At 39.7% G+C, this 17,450-nt stretch carries 13 protein-coding genes; all 13 read left to right on the top strand.

Translation table 11 applies throughout. From position 1 onward, the window contains the following. Positions 1-39: 39 nt before the first annotated feature. Positions 40-2,346, top strand: a complete 2,307-nt coding sequence (locus UR08_RS05105; RefSeq protein WP_115752561.1) for an FtsK/SpoIIIE family DNA translocase — start codon at positions 40-42, stop codon at positions 2,344-2,346. Positions 2,347-2,600: 254 nt separating this feature from the next. Next, positions 2,601-3,662 carry a BMP family lipoprotein gene (locus tag UR08_RS05100; RefSeq protein WP_115752560.1) on the top strand — a complete coding sequence of 354 codons (1,062 nt, stop codon included), beginning with the start codon at positions 2,601-2,603 and terminating at the stop codon, positions 3,660-3,662. Positions 3,663-4,020: 358 nt separating this feature from the next. Beyond that, a complete protein-coding gene (locus tag UR08_RS05095; RefSeq protein ID WP_115752559.1) occupies positions 4,021-5,562 on the top strand; it encodes an ABC transporter ATP-binding protein in 1,542 nt (513 codons plus the stop codon). Then, on the top strand, positions 5,555-6,616 hold the full coding sequence (locus UR08_RS05090) for an ABC transporter permease (RefSeq protein ID WP_115752558.1): 1,062 nt from the start codon (positions 5,555-5,557) through the stop codon (positions 6,614-6,616). Before UR08_RS05095 ends, UR08_RS05090 begins: the two co-directional genes overlap by 8 nt. A 2-nt stretch (positions 6,617-6,618) precedes the next feature. Beyond that, positions 6,619-7,569 (top strand): ABC transporter permease, encoded by a 951-nt coding sequence (locus UR08_RS05085; protein ID WP_115752729.1) that lies wholly within the window; start codon positions 6,619-6,621, stop codon positions 7,567-7,569. A gap of 129 nt (positions 7,570-7,698) precedes the next feature. Then, positions 7,699-8,970, top strand: coding sequence for an EF-P 5-aminopentanol modification-associated protein YfmF (gene yfmF, locus UR08_RS05080; RefSeq protein ID WP_115752557.1), 1,272 nt, complete (start codon positions 7,699-7,701; stop codon positions 8,968-8,970). Continuing rightward, positions 8,963-10,246, top strand: coding sequence for an EF-P 5-aminopentanol modification-associated protein YfmH (gene yfmH / locus UR08_RS05075; protein WP_115752556.1), 1,284 nt, complete (start codon positions 8,963-8,965; stop codon positions 10,244-10,246). The genes yfmF and yfmH overlap by 8 nt, the downstream gene beginning before the upstream one ends. A 113-nt stretch (positions 10,247-10,359) precedes the next feature. Next, positions 10,360-11,091, top strand: coding sequence for an elongation factor P 5-aminopentanone reductase (ymfI, locus tag UR08_RS05070; protein WP_240616025.1), 732 nt, complete (start codon positions 10,360-10,362; stop codon positions 11,089-11,091). Positions 11,092-11,132: 41 nt separating this feature from the next. Further along, positions 11,133-12,131 carry a helix-turn-helix domain-containing protein gene (locus tag UR08_RS05065; protein WP_115752555.1) on the top strand — a complete coding sequence of 333 codons (999 nt, stop codon included), beginning with the start codon at positions 11,133-11,135 and terminating at the stop codon, positions 12,129-12,131. A gap of 95 nt (positions 12,132-12,226) precedes the next feature. After that, a complete protein-coding gene (gene pgsA, locus UR08_RS05060) occupies positions 12,227-12,805 on the top strand; it encodes a CDP-diacylglycerol--glycerol-3-phosphate 3-phosphatidyltransferase (RefSeq protein WP_115752554.1) in 579 nt (192 codons plus the stop codon). 107 nt (positions 12,806-12,912) lie between these two features. Continuing rightward, a complete protein-coding gene (locus UR08_RS05055) occupies positions 12,913-14,172 on the top strand; it encodes a competence/damage-inducible protein A (protein ID WP_115752727.1) in 1,260 nt (419 codons plus the stop codon). A 245-nt stretch (positions 14,173-14,417) separates the two neighbouring features. After that, positions 14,418-15,467: a recombinase RecA gene (gene recA, locus UR08_RS05050; protein WP_115752553.1), complete on the top strand. Its 1,050-nt coding sequence runs from the start codon at positions 14,418-14,420 to the stop codon at positions 15,465-15,467. 326 nt (positions 15,468-15,793) lie between these two features. Further along, a complete protein-coding gene (gene rny / locus UR08_RS05045) occupies positions 15,794-17,356 on the top strand; it encodes a ribonuclease Y (protein WP_115752552.1) in 1,563 nt (520 codons plus the stop codon). Positions 17,357-17,450: the final 94 nt, after the last annotated feature.

Below are 17,450 nucleotides of genomic sequence, written 5' to 3'. Positions count from 1 at the left end.
AATAAGACCAGTATGTTGACTAGATTGGGAGGAGATTTTTTGGCTGCACAAAAAAAAAAGACCAATGCGGCAGGAAAACGCAAGGGAACACGTTCAAAGAAAAAACAAAATCACTACGGAAAAGAGATTAGCGGATTCATTTTAATTGTTATTGGCTTACTCGGCTTATTCCAGCTTGGTTTTGTTGGAACTTTTTTCTATACAGTAGGTGAGTTTATAATTGGTTCGCTTAGTTTAGGTTTACTGCTGGGTATGATTATTTGCGGGGGCTATTTACTATTCAAAAGAACGATTCCTCACTTTTTTGCTAAGCGACTTGTAGGGATTTATTTAATTGCAATTGGTCTTGCTGTTTTACTACATATGAGCTTAATGTTAAAAGCTCTTCCTGCAGATCAAACGATTCTAGGGTTTTCCAGTCATCTAGCCTTTCAAAACATTCTTCATCCTGAACAAATTGCTTCTGTCGGTGGGGGGATGATTGGAGCTGTTATTACAGCGATCACTTATTTTCTTATTTCGGCAGTTGGCACAAATATTTTTGCGTTATTTTTAGTTGTGTTTGGTTTATCGCTTGCTTCCGGAGTTCCATTAAGTGTCGTTTGGGAGAAATTGCGTGTTGTTTACACAAATTGGAGAGAAAAGGCTCGGCTTGCAAAAGAAAAGGCTGAATTGCGTAAAGCAAAGCAAGAATTAAAGAAACAAGAAAAAGAACAAGTAAAAGTAGAACCAGATGATAAGGTCAAAGAGCCGGTGGAAAAGGTCGTAAAAGAAGAGAAAGAGAATAAACCACCAATCATCTCGAATTTTAATGCCGCAAAGAAAGAAGAAAATGCTGCAAAAGCTAATCACCAAACTGAAGAGGAAGAAGAAACCATTCAAGAAATGCGCTTTGAGCAGGAATCATTTGAAAATGAAATCTACCAACTTCCACCATTATCGCTTTTAAATGAAGCTAAATCAGTGGATCAGTCTAAAGAATATCAACAAATTGAAGCAAATGCGCGGAAACTGGAAGAAACCTTCGATAGTTTTGGTGTAAAGGCGAAAATAACTCAAGTACACTTAGGGCCTGCGGTTACGAAATATGAAGTGCAGCCGGCAGTGGGAGTAAAAGTGAGTCGGATTGTTTCTCTTAGCGATGATATTGCGCTTGCGCTCGCAGCAAAAGATATTCGGATTGAAGCGCCTATTCCTGGGAAATCGGCAATCGGAATTGAAGTTGCGAACCAACAAGTGGCGATGGTGACGCTTCGGGAAGTACTAGAAAACAATAGCCAAAATCATCCTGAAGACAAACTCCAAATTGCTCTTGGTCGCGATATTTCTGGAGATGCGGTTTTAGCTCATTTAAATAAAATGCCACATTTACTTGTTGCTGGGTCAACAGGAAGCGGAAAATCTGTTTGTATCAATGGTATTATTACAAGTATCTTACTTCGCGCTAAACCGCACGAAGTAAAAATGATGATGATTGATCCGAAAATGGTGGAACTTAACGTATATAATGGGATTCCTCATTTGCTTGCACCAGTTGTAACGAATCCTAAAAAAGCAGCGCAGGCCTTGCAAAAAATCGTGGCAGAGATGGAACGTCGCTATGATTTGTTTTCCCATACTGGAACACGAAATATGGAAGGCTATAATGAACAGGTGCGAAAACATAACGAAAAAAATGAAGAAAAACAAGCAGAACTTCCTTACATTGTTGTGATTGTCGATGAACTGGCTGACTTGATGATGGTTGCATCAAATGATGTAGAAGATGCGATTACAAGGCTTGCTCAAATGGCTCGGGCAGCGGGTATCCATTTGATTATCGCAACGCAAAGACCTTCTGTTGATGTTATCACTGGGGTGATTAAAGCAAATATCCCTTCAAGAATCGCTTTTGCAGTTTCAAGTGCAACCGATTCTCGGACGATTTTAGATATGGGGGGAGCAGAAAAGTTGTTAGGCCGAGGAGACATGCTATTCTTGCCAGTCGGATCAAGTAAACCAACTCGTGTGCAAGGTGCTTTTCTGTCTGATGAAGAAGTGGAAAATATCGTTGATTTTACAATTTCACAGCAAAAAGCGCAGTATGATGAAGAGATGATTCCTGATGATATTCCTGAACATACAGAGGAAGCAGAAGACGAGCTATATGACGAGGCAGTGGCTCTCGTGGTTGAAATGCAAACAGCTTCTGTTTCGATGTTGCAACGGAAATTTAGAATTGGATACAACCGAGCAGCGCGCTTGATTGATGAAATGGAGCAACGCGGGGTTGTTGGCCCACACGAAGGAAGCAAACCACGTCGTGTAAACATAGAATCACTCGGAGAACCTGACCGGGAAGATTAAAAAAGCACGCCTTTCTTAGAGAGGCGTGCTTTTTCAAAGTGAATAATTTTCTGAATTAACTTGCATTGAGAAAAGCAAAATTATGAATTTATTTCTAGGAGAGAACATGGTATATTAAAGAGAGTTGGAGAATACGGTTTCAAGGAAAGTTTTCTTCCAATATCAAACTGAATATACATATTGTCATTGGAGAAAATGTTCGTGGTAAACCGTTAAATCTAGCACACAATTTATCTCTTGGGAGGGGTTTACAAGTGAAAAAGCGTACATTTGCTTTGGCACTCACACTGATTCTTGCTTCTGCACTCGTTCTTGGCGCATGTGGTTCGAAGGGTTCTGGAAGTAAGGGTAGTGACAAGGACTTCACTGTAGCGATGGTTACTGATACTGGCGGAGTAGATGACCGCTCGTTTAACCAATCAGCTTGGGAAGGACTTAAAGAATTTGGTAAAGCGAACGACATGAAAAAAGGGCAAGATGGTTACAATTATTTGCAGTCAGCTTCTGAAGCAGACTACAAAACTAATTTGAACACTGCTGTTCGTTCAAACTATGACTTGATTTTTGGGATTGGCTATAAGTTAAAAGAAGCGCTAGAAACGGTTTCTAAGCAAAATCCAGATAATCACTTTGCTATTGTAGATGATGTGATTGACGATCGCAAAAACGTAGCAAGCATTGGCTTTAAAGACAATGATGGTTCATTCCTTGTTGGTGTTGTTGCTGGACTCACAACAAAGACGAATAAAGTTGGCTTTGTTGGTGGCGTAAAAGGCGCAGTTATTGACCGCTTTGAAGCTGGATTTGTTGAAGGTGTTAAAGCTGTAAATCCTGATGCGAAAATTGATGTTCAATATGCCAATGATTTTGCTAAGGCTGATAAAGGACAACAAATTGCGTCAACTATGTATTCAAGTGGTGTAGATGTGATCTTCCATGCTGCTGGTGGCACTGGAAATGGTGTATTCGCGGAAGCGAAAAACTTGAAGAAAAAAGATCCAAGCCGTGCAGTTTGGGTAATCGGTGTTGACCGCGATCAGTGGGATGAAGGAAAAGTAACAGCTAATGATGGCAAAGATTACAATGTTACGCTTACTTCTGAAATTAAACGCGTTGATATTGCGGTAAATGATCTTTCTAAACGTGCTAAAAAAGGCGACTTCCCTGGGGGAGAAAAAATCGAATATGGTCTTGATAAAGATGCTGTAGGGTTATCTTCACATCAAGATAATATTTCAAAAGATGTTCTTAAAAAAGTTGATGAGTATAAACAAAAAATTGTAGACGGAGACATTAAAGTTCAAGAAAAACCTTAATGATTCTGTTTTTTGAGCCGGCTTTTTGCCGGCTCTCTTTCAAAAAATATTGAAACCGCTTACTATAATTAGTAAACCCTTTTACTAGGAAGTTTTTTAGCTATTTTTTATTTTTTTCTAAATTAAGATTGCAATGAACGGCAAATAGAAATAAAATAAAGTGACATCTTTTTTAGCGATTTGGAAGCAGAAAATAAATTTCTAAAAAGCTTTAAAACTGTTGCTTACAAACTGACCCATTAAACAGATAAAAAACAGGTTTACCCACTTCGAGGAAAAATCTGGAGAGGCCACATTTTTCGTGAGAAATGATGTCGAGCCGTTTTTCTGTAATAAAAGCGACAAAGGGAGTGAGAATGTGGATTATGTTATTGAAATGTTAGGGATCAGGAAAGAATTTTCTGGTTTTGTAGCTAACGATAACATTACCTTACAGTTGAAGCAGGGAGAAATCCATGCTTTGCTAGGTGAAAACGGAGCTGGAAAGTCGACGCTGATGAATGTTCTTTTTGGTCTTTACGAGCCCGATGGTGGTGAAATCCGCGTTCGTGGTCAAAAAGAAGTGATCAACAACCCGAACAAAGCAAATGAACTTGGAATCGGCATGGTGCACCAACATTTTATGCTTGTAGACAAGTTTACGGTTGCGGAAAATATCATCTTAGGTAAAGAGCCTAATAAACTTGGAGTGATTGAAAAGAAAAAAGCGATCGAAGAAATTCAAGAGATTTCTGATCGTTATGGGCTTCGAGTTGATCCAAATGCAGTGATACGAGATATTTCAATTGGCATGCAACAGCGTGTCGAAATTCTGAAAACACTTTATCGCGGTGCGGATATCTTGATTTTTGATGAACCTACTGCGGTTTTGACGCCGCAAGAAATTAATGAATTAATTCAAATTATGCGGGCGCTTATTAAAGAAGGTAAATCCATCATTTTGATTACGCACAAATTAAAAGAAATTATGGATGTTTGTGACCGAGTAACGGTTATTCGTCGAGGTAAAGGGATGGGAACAGTCAATGTTTCTGAAACGAATCCACAAGAACTTGCAAATATGATGGTCGGTCGTGAAGTCGTTTTTACAACTGAAAAGAAGCCGGCTAATCCAGGGAAAAATGTACTTGAAATAAAAGACTTAATTGTGAAGGAAAGTCGCGGAGTAGAAAGTGTTCGCGGATTAAACTTAACGGTTCGTGCCGGAGAAATTGTCGGCATTGCTGGAGTTGATGGGAATGGACAAAGTGAATTGATTCAAGCGATCAGCGGACTGACAAAAGTCACAAATGGTACGATTCGTCTAAACGGGGAATCCATTGAAAATAAAAAGCCGCGTAAAATTACTGAAGCCGGTCTTGGACATATTCCTGAAGATCGTCATAAACACGGACTTGTGCTTGAAATGACAGTTGGCGAAAATATTGCCTTACAAACCTACTATAAGAAACCAATTTCGAGCAAAGGCTTTTTAAATCATAAGGCGATGTATGAATTTGCGAGGGAACTAATCGAGGAGTTCGACGTTCGAACAAGCAGCGAGTATGTTCCTGCAAAAGCACTTTCGGGTGGGAACCAACAAAAAGCTATTATTGCGCGAGAAGTTAGTCGCGATCCAGATTTCTTAATTGCTGCTCAACCTACTCGTGGCCTTGATGTTGGAGCAATTGAATTTATTCATAGACGTTTGATTGAACAACGTGATCGGGGAAAAGCGGTACTACTGATGTCGTTTGAACTTGATGAAATCATGAATGTAAGTGACCGAATCGCCGTAATTTATGAAGGTAAAATTGTCGCAATCGTGAAACCAGAAGAGACTACTGAGCAAGAGCTTGGGCTTTTGATGGCTGGATCGAGAAAAGAGCAGGCGGAAACGGAGGAAAAGGTGCATGAGTAAAGTAAAAAGTATCTTGAATGCGTTGGTTATTCCGGTTACGGCTGTACTTTTAGGGCTCATTTGTGGTGCTGTGATCATGCTGATTTTTGGTTATGATCCGATTGCTGGCTATTCAGCGCTTATCAATGGTGTGATTGGGCAGCCTTATTATATTGGGGAAACGATTCGCCAATCAACACCTTATATTCTAGTCGGACTTTCTGTTGCGGTTGCGTTTAAGGCAGGACTATTTAATATCGGAGCTGAAGGGCAGCTACTCATGGGGTGGCTTGGGTCTATTATTGTGGCGCTTCAATTTGACGGGCTTTCCAAGTGGATTCATTTGCCACTGGCTGTTCTTGTAGGAATGGCTTTTGGGGCATTCTGGGCATTCATCCCTGGTATTTTAAAAGCAACACTGCGTGTAAATGAAGTTATTGTCACAATTATGCTCAACTATACGGCGCTTTATATTTTTAACTACGTTGTACAAAATATGCTGACAGATGGCTTAGATAAAACGAAAACAATTTCCGAAAGTGCTTCACTTCAATCCGTCTTTTTACAAAATATGACACAATATTCAACCCTTCATTGGGGAATATTGATTGCACTTGGGTTTGCTATTATCATCTGGCTTGTACTCAATAAAACCACATTTGGCTATGAAATTGAAGCGGTTGGATTTAATGAAAATGCTTCAAAATATGCCGGAATGAGTGTTAAGAAAACAATTGTTCTTTCTATGGTTCTTGCCGGTGCATTATCTGGCCTTGGTGGGGTAATGGAAGGGCTAGGTACATATGGCAATGCTTACGTATTAAGTGCTTCACCTGGGATCGGTTTTGACGGGATTGCGGTTGCGCTTCTTGGAGGAAGCTCGCCAATTGGAATCATCTTCTCGGCACTTTTATTTGGTGCTTTGAAAATTGGCGCGCTCAATATGCCAGCAGTTGCTGGAGTGCCAAATGAACTTGTAAATGTGATTATCGCTTTGATTATTTTCTTCGTAGCTTCGAGCTATATTATTCGCTGGGCGATGTCGAAATTTAAGAAGGGAGCGAAGGCAGAATGACAGTGACAGCAATCATTGCGACACTTGTTTCTAGTACATTATTAATGGCCGGTCCGCTTATCTTTACTGCGCTCGGTGGTGTTTATTCCGAACGAGGTGGGATTGTTAACATTGGTCTCGAAGGTATGATGGTGATGGGGGCCTTTTCTGCGATCGTCTTCAACTTAACTTTCGATCATGTGTTTGGTGCTTTAACGCCATGGATTTCTTTAATTGCCGCGATGATCGTCGGCGGATTATTTTCGCTTGTACATGCCGTTGCAACTATCAATTTCCGGGCAGATCATGTTATTTCTGGGGTAGCAATTAACTTCCTCGCTACTGGACTGGCACTTTTCCTTGTCAAAGTTATTTATGATAAAGGACAAACCGATCAAATTTCTCATTACTTCGGTAAGCCAGATATTCCTGTTTTGAAAGATATCCCGGTGATTGGTGATATATTCTTCCGAAACATTCCAGTGATGAGCTACGTAGCCATTGCTTTTGCGATTCTTTCTTGGTTTATTATTTATAAAACACGCTTTGGATTACGTCTTCGTTCAGTGGGTGAGCATCCACTTGCGGCTGACACAATGGGGATCAAAGTGAAATTCATGCGTTATCAAGGCGTAATCATTTCAGGGATTCTTGGTGCGCTTGGTGGTGCTGTTTATGCACAATCCTTTACGCTAGATTTTGGTCATGCAACCATTTCTGGACAAGGTTATATGGCGCTTGCCGCGATGATCTTTGGGAAGTGGAATCCACTTGGTGCAATGGGAGCTGCGATTTTCTTCGGCTTTGCACAGTGTCTTGCTATTACAGGCGGTTCACTTCCGTTCTTTAAAGAAATTCCAGATATTTACTTGCAGATTGCTCCTTATGTGCTGACGATCTTAGCACTCGTTGGTTTCATCGGGAAATCTGAGGCGCCGAAAGCTGACGGTGTCAATTACATTAAAGGCAAATAAAATTTTGGTCTTCCGCTGAGAAAACTCGGTGGAAGGCTTTTTTATTGAGCAAGCTCATACGGCATTATGATTGTACTTGTAGCAGCATTAAGCTACAATAGAATGGAGAAAACGAGAGGAGCTTGATTGATGCAAACTTATGAAGAAAAAGTCGGAGCTGTTCGCTTGACGCTTCTTGAAACCAAGAAGTTTAAGTCGAGCAAAATTGTATTTAAATTTCGTGCGCCGCTTGAGCGGGAAACGATAACAAAACGCGCGCTTCTTTCGATGTTGTTTGAAACTAATAATGAAATGTATAAAACACAAACAGAATTTAGACGACGTCTTGCTTATTTATATGGCGCCAATTTTTATACAACGGTTGAGAAAAAGGGTAATGAGCACATTCTTACTGCAGTCTTTGACCTTGTAAATGGTAAACTTGTGAAGGACGGAGAAAAGCTTTTGAAGGAGGCTTTTCAATTTATACAACAAGTATTTTTCTTTCCTAACGCTGCAGATGCGTCGTTTCATGAAGCAACACTTGAACGTGAGAAAATCAATTTGAAAAGTCGCCTTGAATCAGTCTTTGATGATAAAATTCGTTACGCAAATAAACGCTTGATTGAAGAAATGTTTGCAGATGATGTTTTTAAATATCCTGCTTCTGGGGTGCTTGAAGACGTTGATGCGATCAGTGCGAGTGAACTCTATCACTACTATCAACGCTTTTTAAAAGAAGACCAAATCGATTTGCTCGTTTGTGGAGATATCACGCGTGATGAGCTTATCCCGCAAGTGGAAGCTCTGCCATTTTCGAAAAGAGAAGAAGCGGCAAGCAAGAACGAACGTGAGACTACTCAAACTGAAATGCATGAGGTTTTTGAAACTCAACCGATTAATCAAGGAAAATTGGCACTTGGCTACCATACGGGCGTTTATTTTGGGGATTCCAATTTTGTTCCTTTGCAATTAGCAAATGGGCTACTGGGAGGCTTTTCAAACTCTAAAATCTTTATAAATGTTCGTGAAAAAGCTAGCCTTGCCTATTATGCGTCTAGTCGAATTGATTCGTTTAAGGGTTTTATGTTGATTTCGGCTGGGATTGACGAAAAAAACTATAAACAAGCTCGTGCGATTATTGAAGAACAAGTGAAAGCAATGAAGCAAGGGGATTTTACTGAAGATGAACTTGAACAAACGAAAAAAATGTATATCAACCAACTTCTAGAAGCAAATGACAGCGCCCAAGGTCTTATCGAATTAACTTATAATAATTTGCTAAAAGAAGCTGATTTAAGTCTTGAAAACTGGATTCGAAAAATCAAGCAAGTAAGTAAAGATGAGGTTACAGAAGCTGCTCAATTTTTTGAAATGAACACGCTATATTTCTTGAGTAAGGAGGTAACAGGGGATGAATGAAACGCGCTTTGATAATGTAGAGGAAACGGTTTATAGTGAAACGCTTGAAAACGGCTTGCGTGTTTTCTTACTTCCTAAAAAGGACTATAACAAAACTTACGCGGTTTTCACGACCAATTATGGCTCGGTTGACAATGCTTTTGTGCCAATCGGTGAAGAACAATTAACGCATGTCCCAGACGGAATCGCGCATTTTTTGGAACATAAAATGTTTGAAAAAGAAGATGGCGATGTCTTTTTTAAATTTGGTGAGAAGGGTGCTTTTACAAATGCCTTTACATCATTTACAAGGACAGCCTATCTTTTTTCAAGTACTTCATATGTGACGGAGAATTTGAAAACGCTGCTTGATTTTGTTCAACAGCCATATTTTACGGAGGAAACTGTCGAGAAGGAAAAAGGAATTATTGGTCAAGAAATTCGGATGTATGACGATGATGCTGATTTCCGAGTTTATTTTGGTGCAATTGAAAATATGTATCAAAATCATCCGGTGAAAATTGATATTGCCGGAACCGTTGAATCCATTGCGGAAATTAATAAAGATCTACTTTATTTGTGTTACAACACGTTTTATCATCCAAGCAACATGGTGCTTTTTGTTGTAGGGCAACTGGAACCACGTGAAATGATGGAAGTGATTCGTGAAAATCAAGCGGCCAAGCATTTTGAAAAGGAAGCTGGAATTGAACGTGCTTTTCCTGATGAACCACGTGAAGTCGCTTATAAAGAAAAAAAATTAGCTTTTCCTGTTCAAATTGCTAAAAATTTAGTGGGGATGAAAGAAGACATTGGTTTGTTACGAGGCTTTGAAGCGGTAAAACACGAAATGGTGGCAGATTTAGCGCTTGAACTTTTGTTTGGAACCACTTCCGAAAACTATTTAAAGCTTTATAATGAAGGGGTTATTGATGACACATTTGGTTATGATTATACACTTTCGGATAGCTTTTCGTTCGTTTTGATCGGCGGGGATGCGACAAATCCTGATGAGCAGGCGGAGCGAATTCGTGAAGCTTGGTTTGAAGCTGCGGAAAAGGGGATTTCAGCAGAAAGTCTTGAACTAGTTAAACGGAAAAAAACTGGACAATTTTTGCGTGCGTTAAACTCACCTGAGTTTATCGCAAACCAGTTTAGTCAGTATATACTAGAAGAAGCTTCTTTATTCGATCTTCCAAAAGCGATTGAATCAATTACCGTTCAAGATATTGAAGCATTTATTCGTTCGCTTGCAAATGAAGAGCAAATCACAACTTTCCAGCTTATTCCTGAATAAAATTAAAGAAATCTTAAGTTTTGAAGTTATTTGAAGCTTTTTTGGTGAAAAAATGGTATTATTATTACAGTCATGCTATGATGAAAGAAATATTGTCTTGGGGAGTCTTTACCTTGAAAAATAGAAAACGTTCAGCCTTTGTGACAGGCGCAAGTGGAGCAATCGGAAAAGCGATTGCACAGCGATTAGCGGAAGATGGTTTTAATCTTTATTTACACTATCATTCGAACGAAAAAAGTATGCAGGCACTTGCTCTGGAATTGCAAAATTATGAAGTGGACGTGACAGTGCTCCAAGGAGATTTTTCTAGTCTTGCTGACTTAGAGACGATAACGGAAAATGTTTTTGAACTTGATGTTTTTATCCATGCAGCCGGAAACAGCGAGTATGGTCTGTTTACAGATCTGTCAGACAAAAAGCTGCAGTGTTTATACAATGTTCATGTCGGTGCGCCACTTCATTTGACTCGTGCTTTTTTACCTAAGTTAAGGCGTTCAAGCCATCCGAGAATTCTTTTCATTAGCTCGATCTGGGGAGAAGTTGGGGCTGCGATGGAAGTTGCTTATTCGACGATGAAGGGAGCACAAATTGCTTTTGTAAAAGCGCTCAGCAAGGAAGTAGCGGGAAACGGTATTACTGTAAATGCCCTAACGCCGGGTGCTGTTGACACAGCGATGCTTGCTCAGTTTTCTAAACAAGAAAAGCAGGAATTAATCGAGGAGATTCCTTTGTTACGACTCGGGGACCCTGTAGACGTTGCAAATGCAGCGGCTTTTCTCGTAAGAGATGAATCTGACTATATTACAGGGCAGGTTTTAGGTGTTAATGGCGGATGGCACATGTGAAAAAACAAGAATTGATTTAATTTAATGGTAGGTGTTTAATATTGACTGAATTAGGCGACAAACTAAAAGCTGCCCGCAGAGAAAAAGGTCTCAGTTTAGACGACCTGCAGCAAATTACAAAAATCCAAAAAAGATATCTCGTCGCGATTGAAGAAGGCAATTATTCGGTTATGCCGGGTAAGTTTTATACACGTGCTTTCATCAAACAATACGCAGAAGCGGTAGATGTTGATAGTACGCAACTTTTTGCTGACTTTGATTCTGAGGTTCCTGAATCCCAGCAAGAAGTAGTTGAACAAGAGCAGAGTCGTGCACGCAAAAAGGCAACTCCTCTTGCCACACATTCGGTCGGGGGGCAAAATTCATCAAGAAATCGCTTTTTTGATATCTTGCCTAAAATTCTTATTGCTTTATTTATTTTATTTATCTTATTTATTATTTGGTACTTCGTTTTTGCTCGTGATAATGACAAAAATGTTGCAACCCCTAATGATTCAGAGCAAACTGTAAAAGTAAATGATGAAACTGGGTCATCAACGAAGAAGTCTGATGACGCTAAGAAAAATGATGACTCTGCTGCGAAGAAAAAAGCAGCGGATGATAAAGCGGCTGAAAAGAAGAAAGCTGAAGATAAGAAAAAAGCAGATGAGAAAGATAAAAAAATGGCGATTGAAAAAGGTCAGACATCTGGGAATGCTACAAGTTATACAGTTTCAAATGCCGATAAGTTAAGCTTAGAAATTTCTGCTTCTGGTGGCGACACTTGGATTGGTGTTTCGACTGCAGCTGGTGCTAACATTTATAATGGCATCGTAAAAGACGGATCAAGTTCAGATGAGATTGATGCGAAAGATAACAAAACGGTTTCGATCGTTGTTGGGAATGCGCCTGTTACGACAGTGAAAGTTAATGGTGAAAAAATTGAACTAGCACCAACACTCGTTAAACAAGTTCTCACAATTAAACTAGATGATAGCGGCAGCGATTCATCAAGTGATTCAGCTAGCTCTTCGTCTAGCGATGGCGAAAATGCGCAATGAGGAATCAAGAAGTATAGGTGAGAGTTGTCTTGCCTATACTTTCTTTTCTTTTGATGTACATAATTTTTATTTGATTAGGGATTGGAGAGGGGAAAATGAATTTACCAAATAAATTAACGGTCGCTCGAATCATTTTAATTCCGATTTTCGTGATTCTTTGCGTCGTACCATTCCATTTTGGTGTGCTTTACTGGCTTGGTTCAGCGATTCCAGTAACAAATTTAATTGCAACGATTATCTTTATCATTGCTGCTTTGACTGACTGGTTTGATGGGCATTTAGCAAGAAAGTACAATTTAATTACAAATTTTGGCAAGTTTGCTGATCCGATGGCGGATAAATTGTTAGTAACTGCCGCATTTATCATTTTAGTTGAAATGAATGTGGCACCTGCATGGGTGATTATTTTGATTATTAGCCGGGAGTTAGCTGTCACTGGTTTGCGTTTATTGCTTGTAGAAGGTGGAGAGGTTCTTGCTGCTGGTCAACTGGGTAAAATTAAGACATTTACACAAATGATCGCGATTCCGCTGCTGCTCTTAAATAATTTCCCGTTTGCTTGGACGGGGATTCGAGTAGATTTGATATTCCTTTATGTCTGTGCCTTTTTTGCAGTTTGGTCGGGAATTGATTATTTCTACAAAAACAGAGGTGTTTTTAAAGGTTCAATGTAAGAGAAAATGAATGCTTCCTTTGAGGCGCTACAAGTCTGTGTGACGAGTAGTACCTTTAGAGGAGGCTTCTTTTATTGGATTTGCTATTTCAAAAAGGATGTGACAGGATGAAAAAAGCTGAAATTATTGCAGTAGGCACTGAAATTTTAATGGGGCAAATTACAAACTCGAATGCTACTTTTTTATCACGTGAGCTAGCTGAGCTTGGCATATATGTTTATTTCCATACAGTAGTTGGAGACAATCCAAAACGACTTGAAGAAGTAATTCGAATCGCAGAATCGCGGAGTGACCTTTTAATTTTCACGGGAGGACTTGGCCCGACAGACGATGATTTAACTAAGCAAATTCTTGCTCATTACTTAAAAAAAGAACTCGTAACGGATCAAGGGCATCTAGATAAAATTACGGACTATTTTGCTGTTAGTGGTCGAAAAATGACAGATAATAACAAATTACAAGCACTAGTTATCAAAGATTCAACCGTTTTAAAAAATGATTTTGGTTTTGCGGCAGGAATGATGTTTACGGAAAACGGAAAAAACTATATTCTTCTTCCCGGACCTCCGTCAGAAATGAAACCGATGTTTAAAACATACACGAAGCCTCTACTAGCTGCTTCAATGAATGGGGATTCTATTCACTTGGAATCTCGGATTTTGCATTTCTTTGGCATTGGAGAATCGAAGCTTGCTTATGATTTGAGCGATTTGATTGAAAAGCAGTCCAATCCGACGATTGCGACATATGCGTCAGACAATGAAGTTGAAATCCGCCTAACTGCAAGTGCCAAAACAAAATCTGAGGCAGAACGCTTACTTGATGAGGTTGAGAAAGAAATCAAACTGCGAGATGGTGAATTTATTTATGGCTACGGAGATGAATCGCTTGCGGATGTTGTAGTCAAGAAGCTACTTACGAACAAACTGACAATAGCGGCGGCAGAAAGTTTAACAGCTGGTGCCTTTCAAGCAGAATTAGGCGCGCATGCGGGGGTTTCCGAAGTTTTTAAAGGCGGAATGGTTACTTACCAGACATCAATCAAACAAGCGATTTTAGGTGTTTCTCGTGAAGTAATTGAACGTGACGGCGTAGTAAGTGCAGCCTGTGCAAAAGAAATGGCAGAAAAGATTCGCGAAAAATGTGAATCGCAAATTGGCATTAGTTTTACTGGAGTGGCGGGTCCTGATTCGCTAGAAGGGCACGCCGCGGGTACTGTATACATCGGATTAAGTGTGGAAGGATTTCCAACTGAAACTTATCTGTTCCGTTTCGGCAGAGATCGGAACCATAATCGGGCTCGTTCAGTAAAACAAGGGTTTCAACTTATAAATCAGTTTATTGACGAAAAATGGCAAAATACTTAAGCGAGAAACGGCAGGAAAGCCTTATAAATTCCCATTTCTTGCTTCAAAAAAAGGTTGGACGAATTCACTTCATCAGGCTATAATGAAAAAGAATTAAAGAGCATTCTTGAAAAAATACGAACATTTATTCGCTTTTTGCTTGATTATTTATTTCGAATAAGATATAGTATTTTTAGAGATGAAAAAAGAGAATTATCTGCTGTCTGCATAAAGTAAGTGAAGTAGGTAATGAAGGAGGAAATAACGTGAACGATCGTCAAGCGGCTTTAGATCAAGCTTTAAAATCGATTGAAAAACAATTTGGTAAAGGTTCCGTCATGAAATTAGGGGAACACAGCGATCAAAATATATCGACCGTATCAAGCGGCTCGTTAGCATTAGATATTGCCCTTGGCGTAGGGGGATATCCACGTGGTCGGATTATCGAAACTTACGGACCAGAAAGTTCTGGTAAAACAACTGTTGCGCTTCATGCCATTGCTGAAGTACAAAAACAAGGTGGAACAGCAGCCTTTATTGATGCTGAGCATGCACTTGATCCAACTTATGCGAAAAATTTAGGCGTTAATATTGATGAATTGCTACTTTCGCAACCAGATACTGGGGAGCAAGCTCTTGAAATTGCAGAGGCTCTTGTTCGAAGTGGCGCGATTGATATCCTAGTTATTGACTCGGTTGCAGCACTTGTGCCGCGTGCAGAAATTGAAGGCGAAATGGGGGACGCGCACGTTGGTTTGCAAGCTCGTTTAATGTCTCAAGCTTTGCGTAAATTGTCTGGGGTTATTAATAAATCGAAAACAATTGCGATTTTTATCAACCAAATTCGTGAAAAAGTCGGTGTCATGTTCGGAAATCCTGAAACAACGCCTGGTGGACGTGCACTTAAATTCTATTCAACAGTTCGTCTTGAAGTTCGTCGTGCTGAACAATTGAAACAAGGCACCGAAGTCATGGGGAATAAAACCAAAATTAAAGTAGTGAAAAATAAAGTGGCGCCACCGTTCCGTGTTGCGGAAGTCGATATCATGTACGGGGAAGGAATTTCCCGCGAAGGTGAGCTTGTTGATATGGCTGCGGAAGTCGATGTTATTAATAAAAGCGGTTCGTGGTATTCTTATAATGAAGAGCGCATTGGTCAAGGACGTGAAAATGCGAAACAATATTTGAAAGACCATCCAGAAATTCGAGAAGAAATTTCTAAACGAGTGCGTGAAGTTTATGAGATTGACACGAAACTTGAAGCTACTGAATCACCAGATGAAGCAGAAGAGTTCAATTTGCTTGAAGACGAATAAAAATAATCTGTTTTAAATCGAAAAATCGTTTGCTTGAAAGAGGGATAAAATCCAACTTTTAAGCAAACGATTTTTTTGGACTCTGAAACGTGATTTTCTATATAGAAAACACGAGCCTTTTCTTGACAATCACTTGGAACACCGATAGAATTAAATTGTATATTTTACATTGCTGAAAAACAAAAAAGATATTTTTAAAACGTTTTTTAGTAGTAGTCGGAGTAGAAACAGGACTTCGATTAATGATGGAAAATACACTTGTGCCATATCTATTTGGCTACCGACATAATAATGACAAAAAATTGAATAGCAAAGGAGGTGTAAGGATGGTTATCACAGTCGCTATCATCTCCGGCTTGCTTTTCTTTATCGTCGGTTTAGTTGTGGGCTCTTTGATTTATAAAGCTAGTTCTGAAAAGAAGTTAGTGGCTTCGCGTGGCACCGCTGAACTCATTGTTGAGGATGCAAAGAAAGAAGCAGAAACAATTAAAAAGGAAGCGATGTTCGAAGCAAAAGAAGAGAGTCATCGAGTGCGTACTGAAATCGAAAATGAACTTCGTGAGCGAAGAGGAGAGTTGCAAAAACAAGAAAATCGCTTATTACAAAGGGAGGAAAACCTCGACCGTAAAGATACTTCTTTAAGTAAAAGAGAAGCTACACTTGAGAAAAAAGAGGAGAATATCAGTAAACGACAACAACATATTGAAGAGAAGGAAAGCAAAATTGACGAGATGATTCAAAAAGGGCAAGATGAATTAGAACGCATTTCCGCTCTTTCGAAAGATGAGGCAAAACATATCATCCTTAACCAAGTTGAAGAGGAGCTTTCTCATGATACTGCAATCATGGTGAAAGAGTCAGAAAACAAGGCGAAAGAGGAAGCGGATAAAAAAGCAAAAAATATTCTATCACTTGCCATCCAACGTTGTGCAGCTGATCATGTTGCTGAAACGACCGTTTCGGTTGTCACTCTTCCAAATGATGAAATGAAAGGAAGAATTATCGGACGCGAAGGTCGTAACATTCGGACGCTTGAAACGCTTACGGGGATTGATTTAATCATTGACGATACACCTGAGGCTGTTATCCTTTCTGGATTCGATCCGATCCGCCGGGAAATCGCTCGAATTGCACTTGAAAAATTAGTGCAAGATGGACGAATTCACCCAGCGAGAATTGAGGAAATGGTTGATAAAGCTCGTAAAGAAGTTGATGAGCACATCCGTGAAGTTGGTGAGCAAGCAACGTTTGAAGTGGGCATCCACTCGCTACATCCTGATCTGATAAAAATTCTTGGCCGTTTGCGCTATCGTACAAGTTATGGACAAAACGTCTTGAACCACTCACTTGAAGTGGCAAAACTTGCAGGCATACTTGCAGGGGAACTTGGCGAAGATGTGACACTTGCAAAACGAGCAGGTCTCTTGCATGATATCGGTAAAGCAATTGACCATGAAATAGAAGGAAGTCACGTTGAAATTGGTGTGGAACTTGCTACGAAATACAAAGAAAATGAAGTAGTGATTAATAGTATTGCTTCCCACCATGGAGATACGGAACCAACTTCTGTTATCGCTGTTTTAGTTGCTGCTGCGGATGCACTTTCTGCGGCTCGACCTGGTGCACGTAGTGAAACGCTTGAAAATTATATCAGACGACTAGAAAAACTAGAAGAGATTTCAGAATCCTATGAAGGCGTTGAAAAATCTTATGCGATTCAAGCTGGTCGTGAAGTACGGATTATGGTAGAACCAGACGAAATTGATGATCTTGCTTCTTATCGTTTAGCCCGAGACATTCGGAAGCGAATTGAAGAAGAATTAGATTATCCTGGTCACATCAAAGTTACCGTTATTCGTGAAACAAGAGCTGTTGAGTACGCAAAATAAAGTTGTTACCCGCGAAATTTTTATTTCGCGGGTTTTTCTTGCTTAAAGGAGAGGAATCTTGCGAATTGCCTCGGTTTCAGTTACACTTTTATTA

Source organism: Listeria kieliensis (assembly GCF_003369925.1).
Taxonomy (GTDB): Bacteria; Bacillota; Bacilli; order Lactobacillales; family Listeriaceae; genus Listeria; species Listeria kieliensis_A.
The sequence above is the reverse complement of the archived record's forward strand: the minus strand, read 5'-3'. Positions and strand labels throughout refer to the sequence as shown.

Excerpts from the sequence above, each read along its gene's own strand:
- UR08_RS05090 (WP_115752558.1), top strand. The coding sequence starts at position 5,555 with ATGAGTAAAGTAAAAAGTATCTTGAATGCGTTGGTTATTCCGGTTACG.
- yfmF (WP_115752557.1), top strand. The coding sequence starts at position 7,699 with ATGCAAACTTATGAAGAAAAAGTCGGAGCTGTTCGCTTGACGCTTCTT.
- yfmH (WP_115752556.1), top strand. The coding sequence starts at position 8,963 with ATGAATGAAACGCGCTTTGATAATGTAGAGGAAACGGTTTATAGTGAA.
- pgsA (WP_115752554.1), top strand. The coding sequence starts at position 12,227 with ATGAATTTACCAAATAAATTAACGGTCGCTCGAATCATTTTAATTCCG.
- UR08_RS05055 (WP_115752727.1), top strand. The coding sequence starts at position 12,913 with ATGAAAAAAGCTGAAATTATTGCAGTAGGCACTGAAATTTTAATGGGG.
- rny (WP_115752552.1), top strand. The coding sequence starts at position 15,794 with ATGGTTATCACAGTCGCTATCATCTCCGGCTTGCTTTTCTTTATCGTC.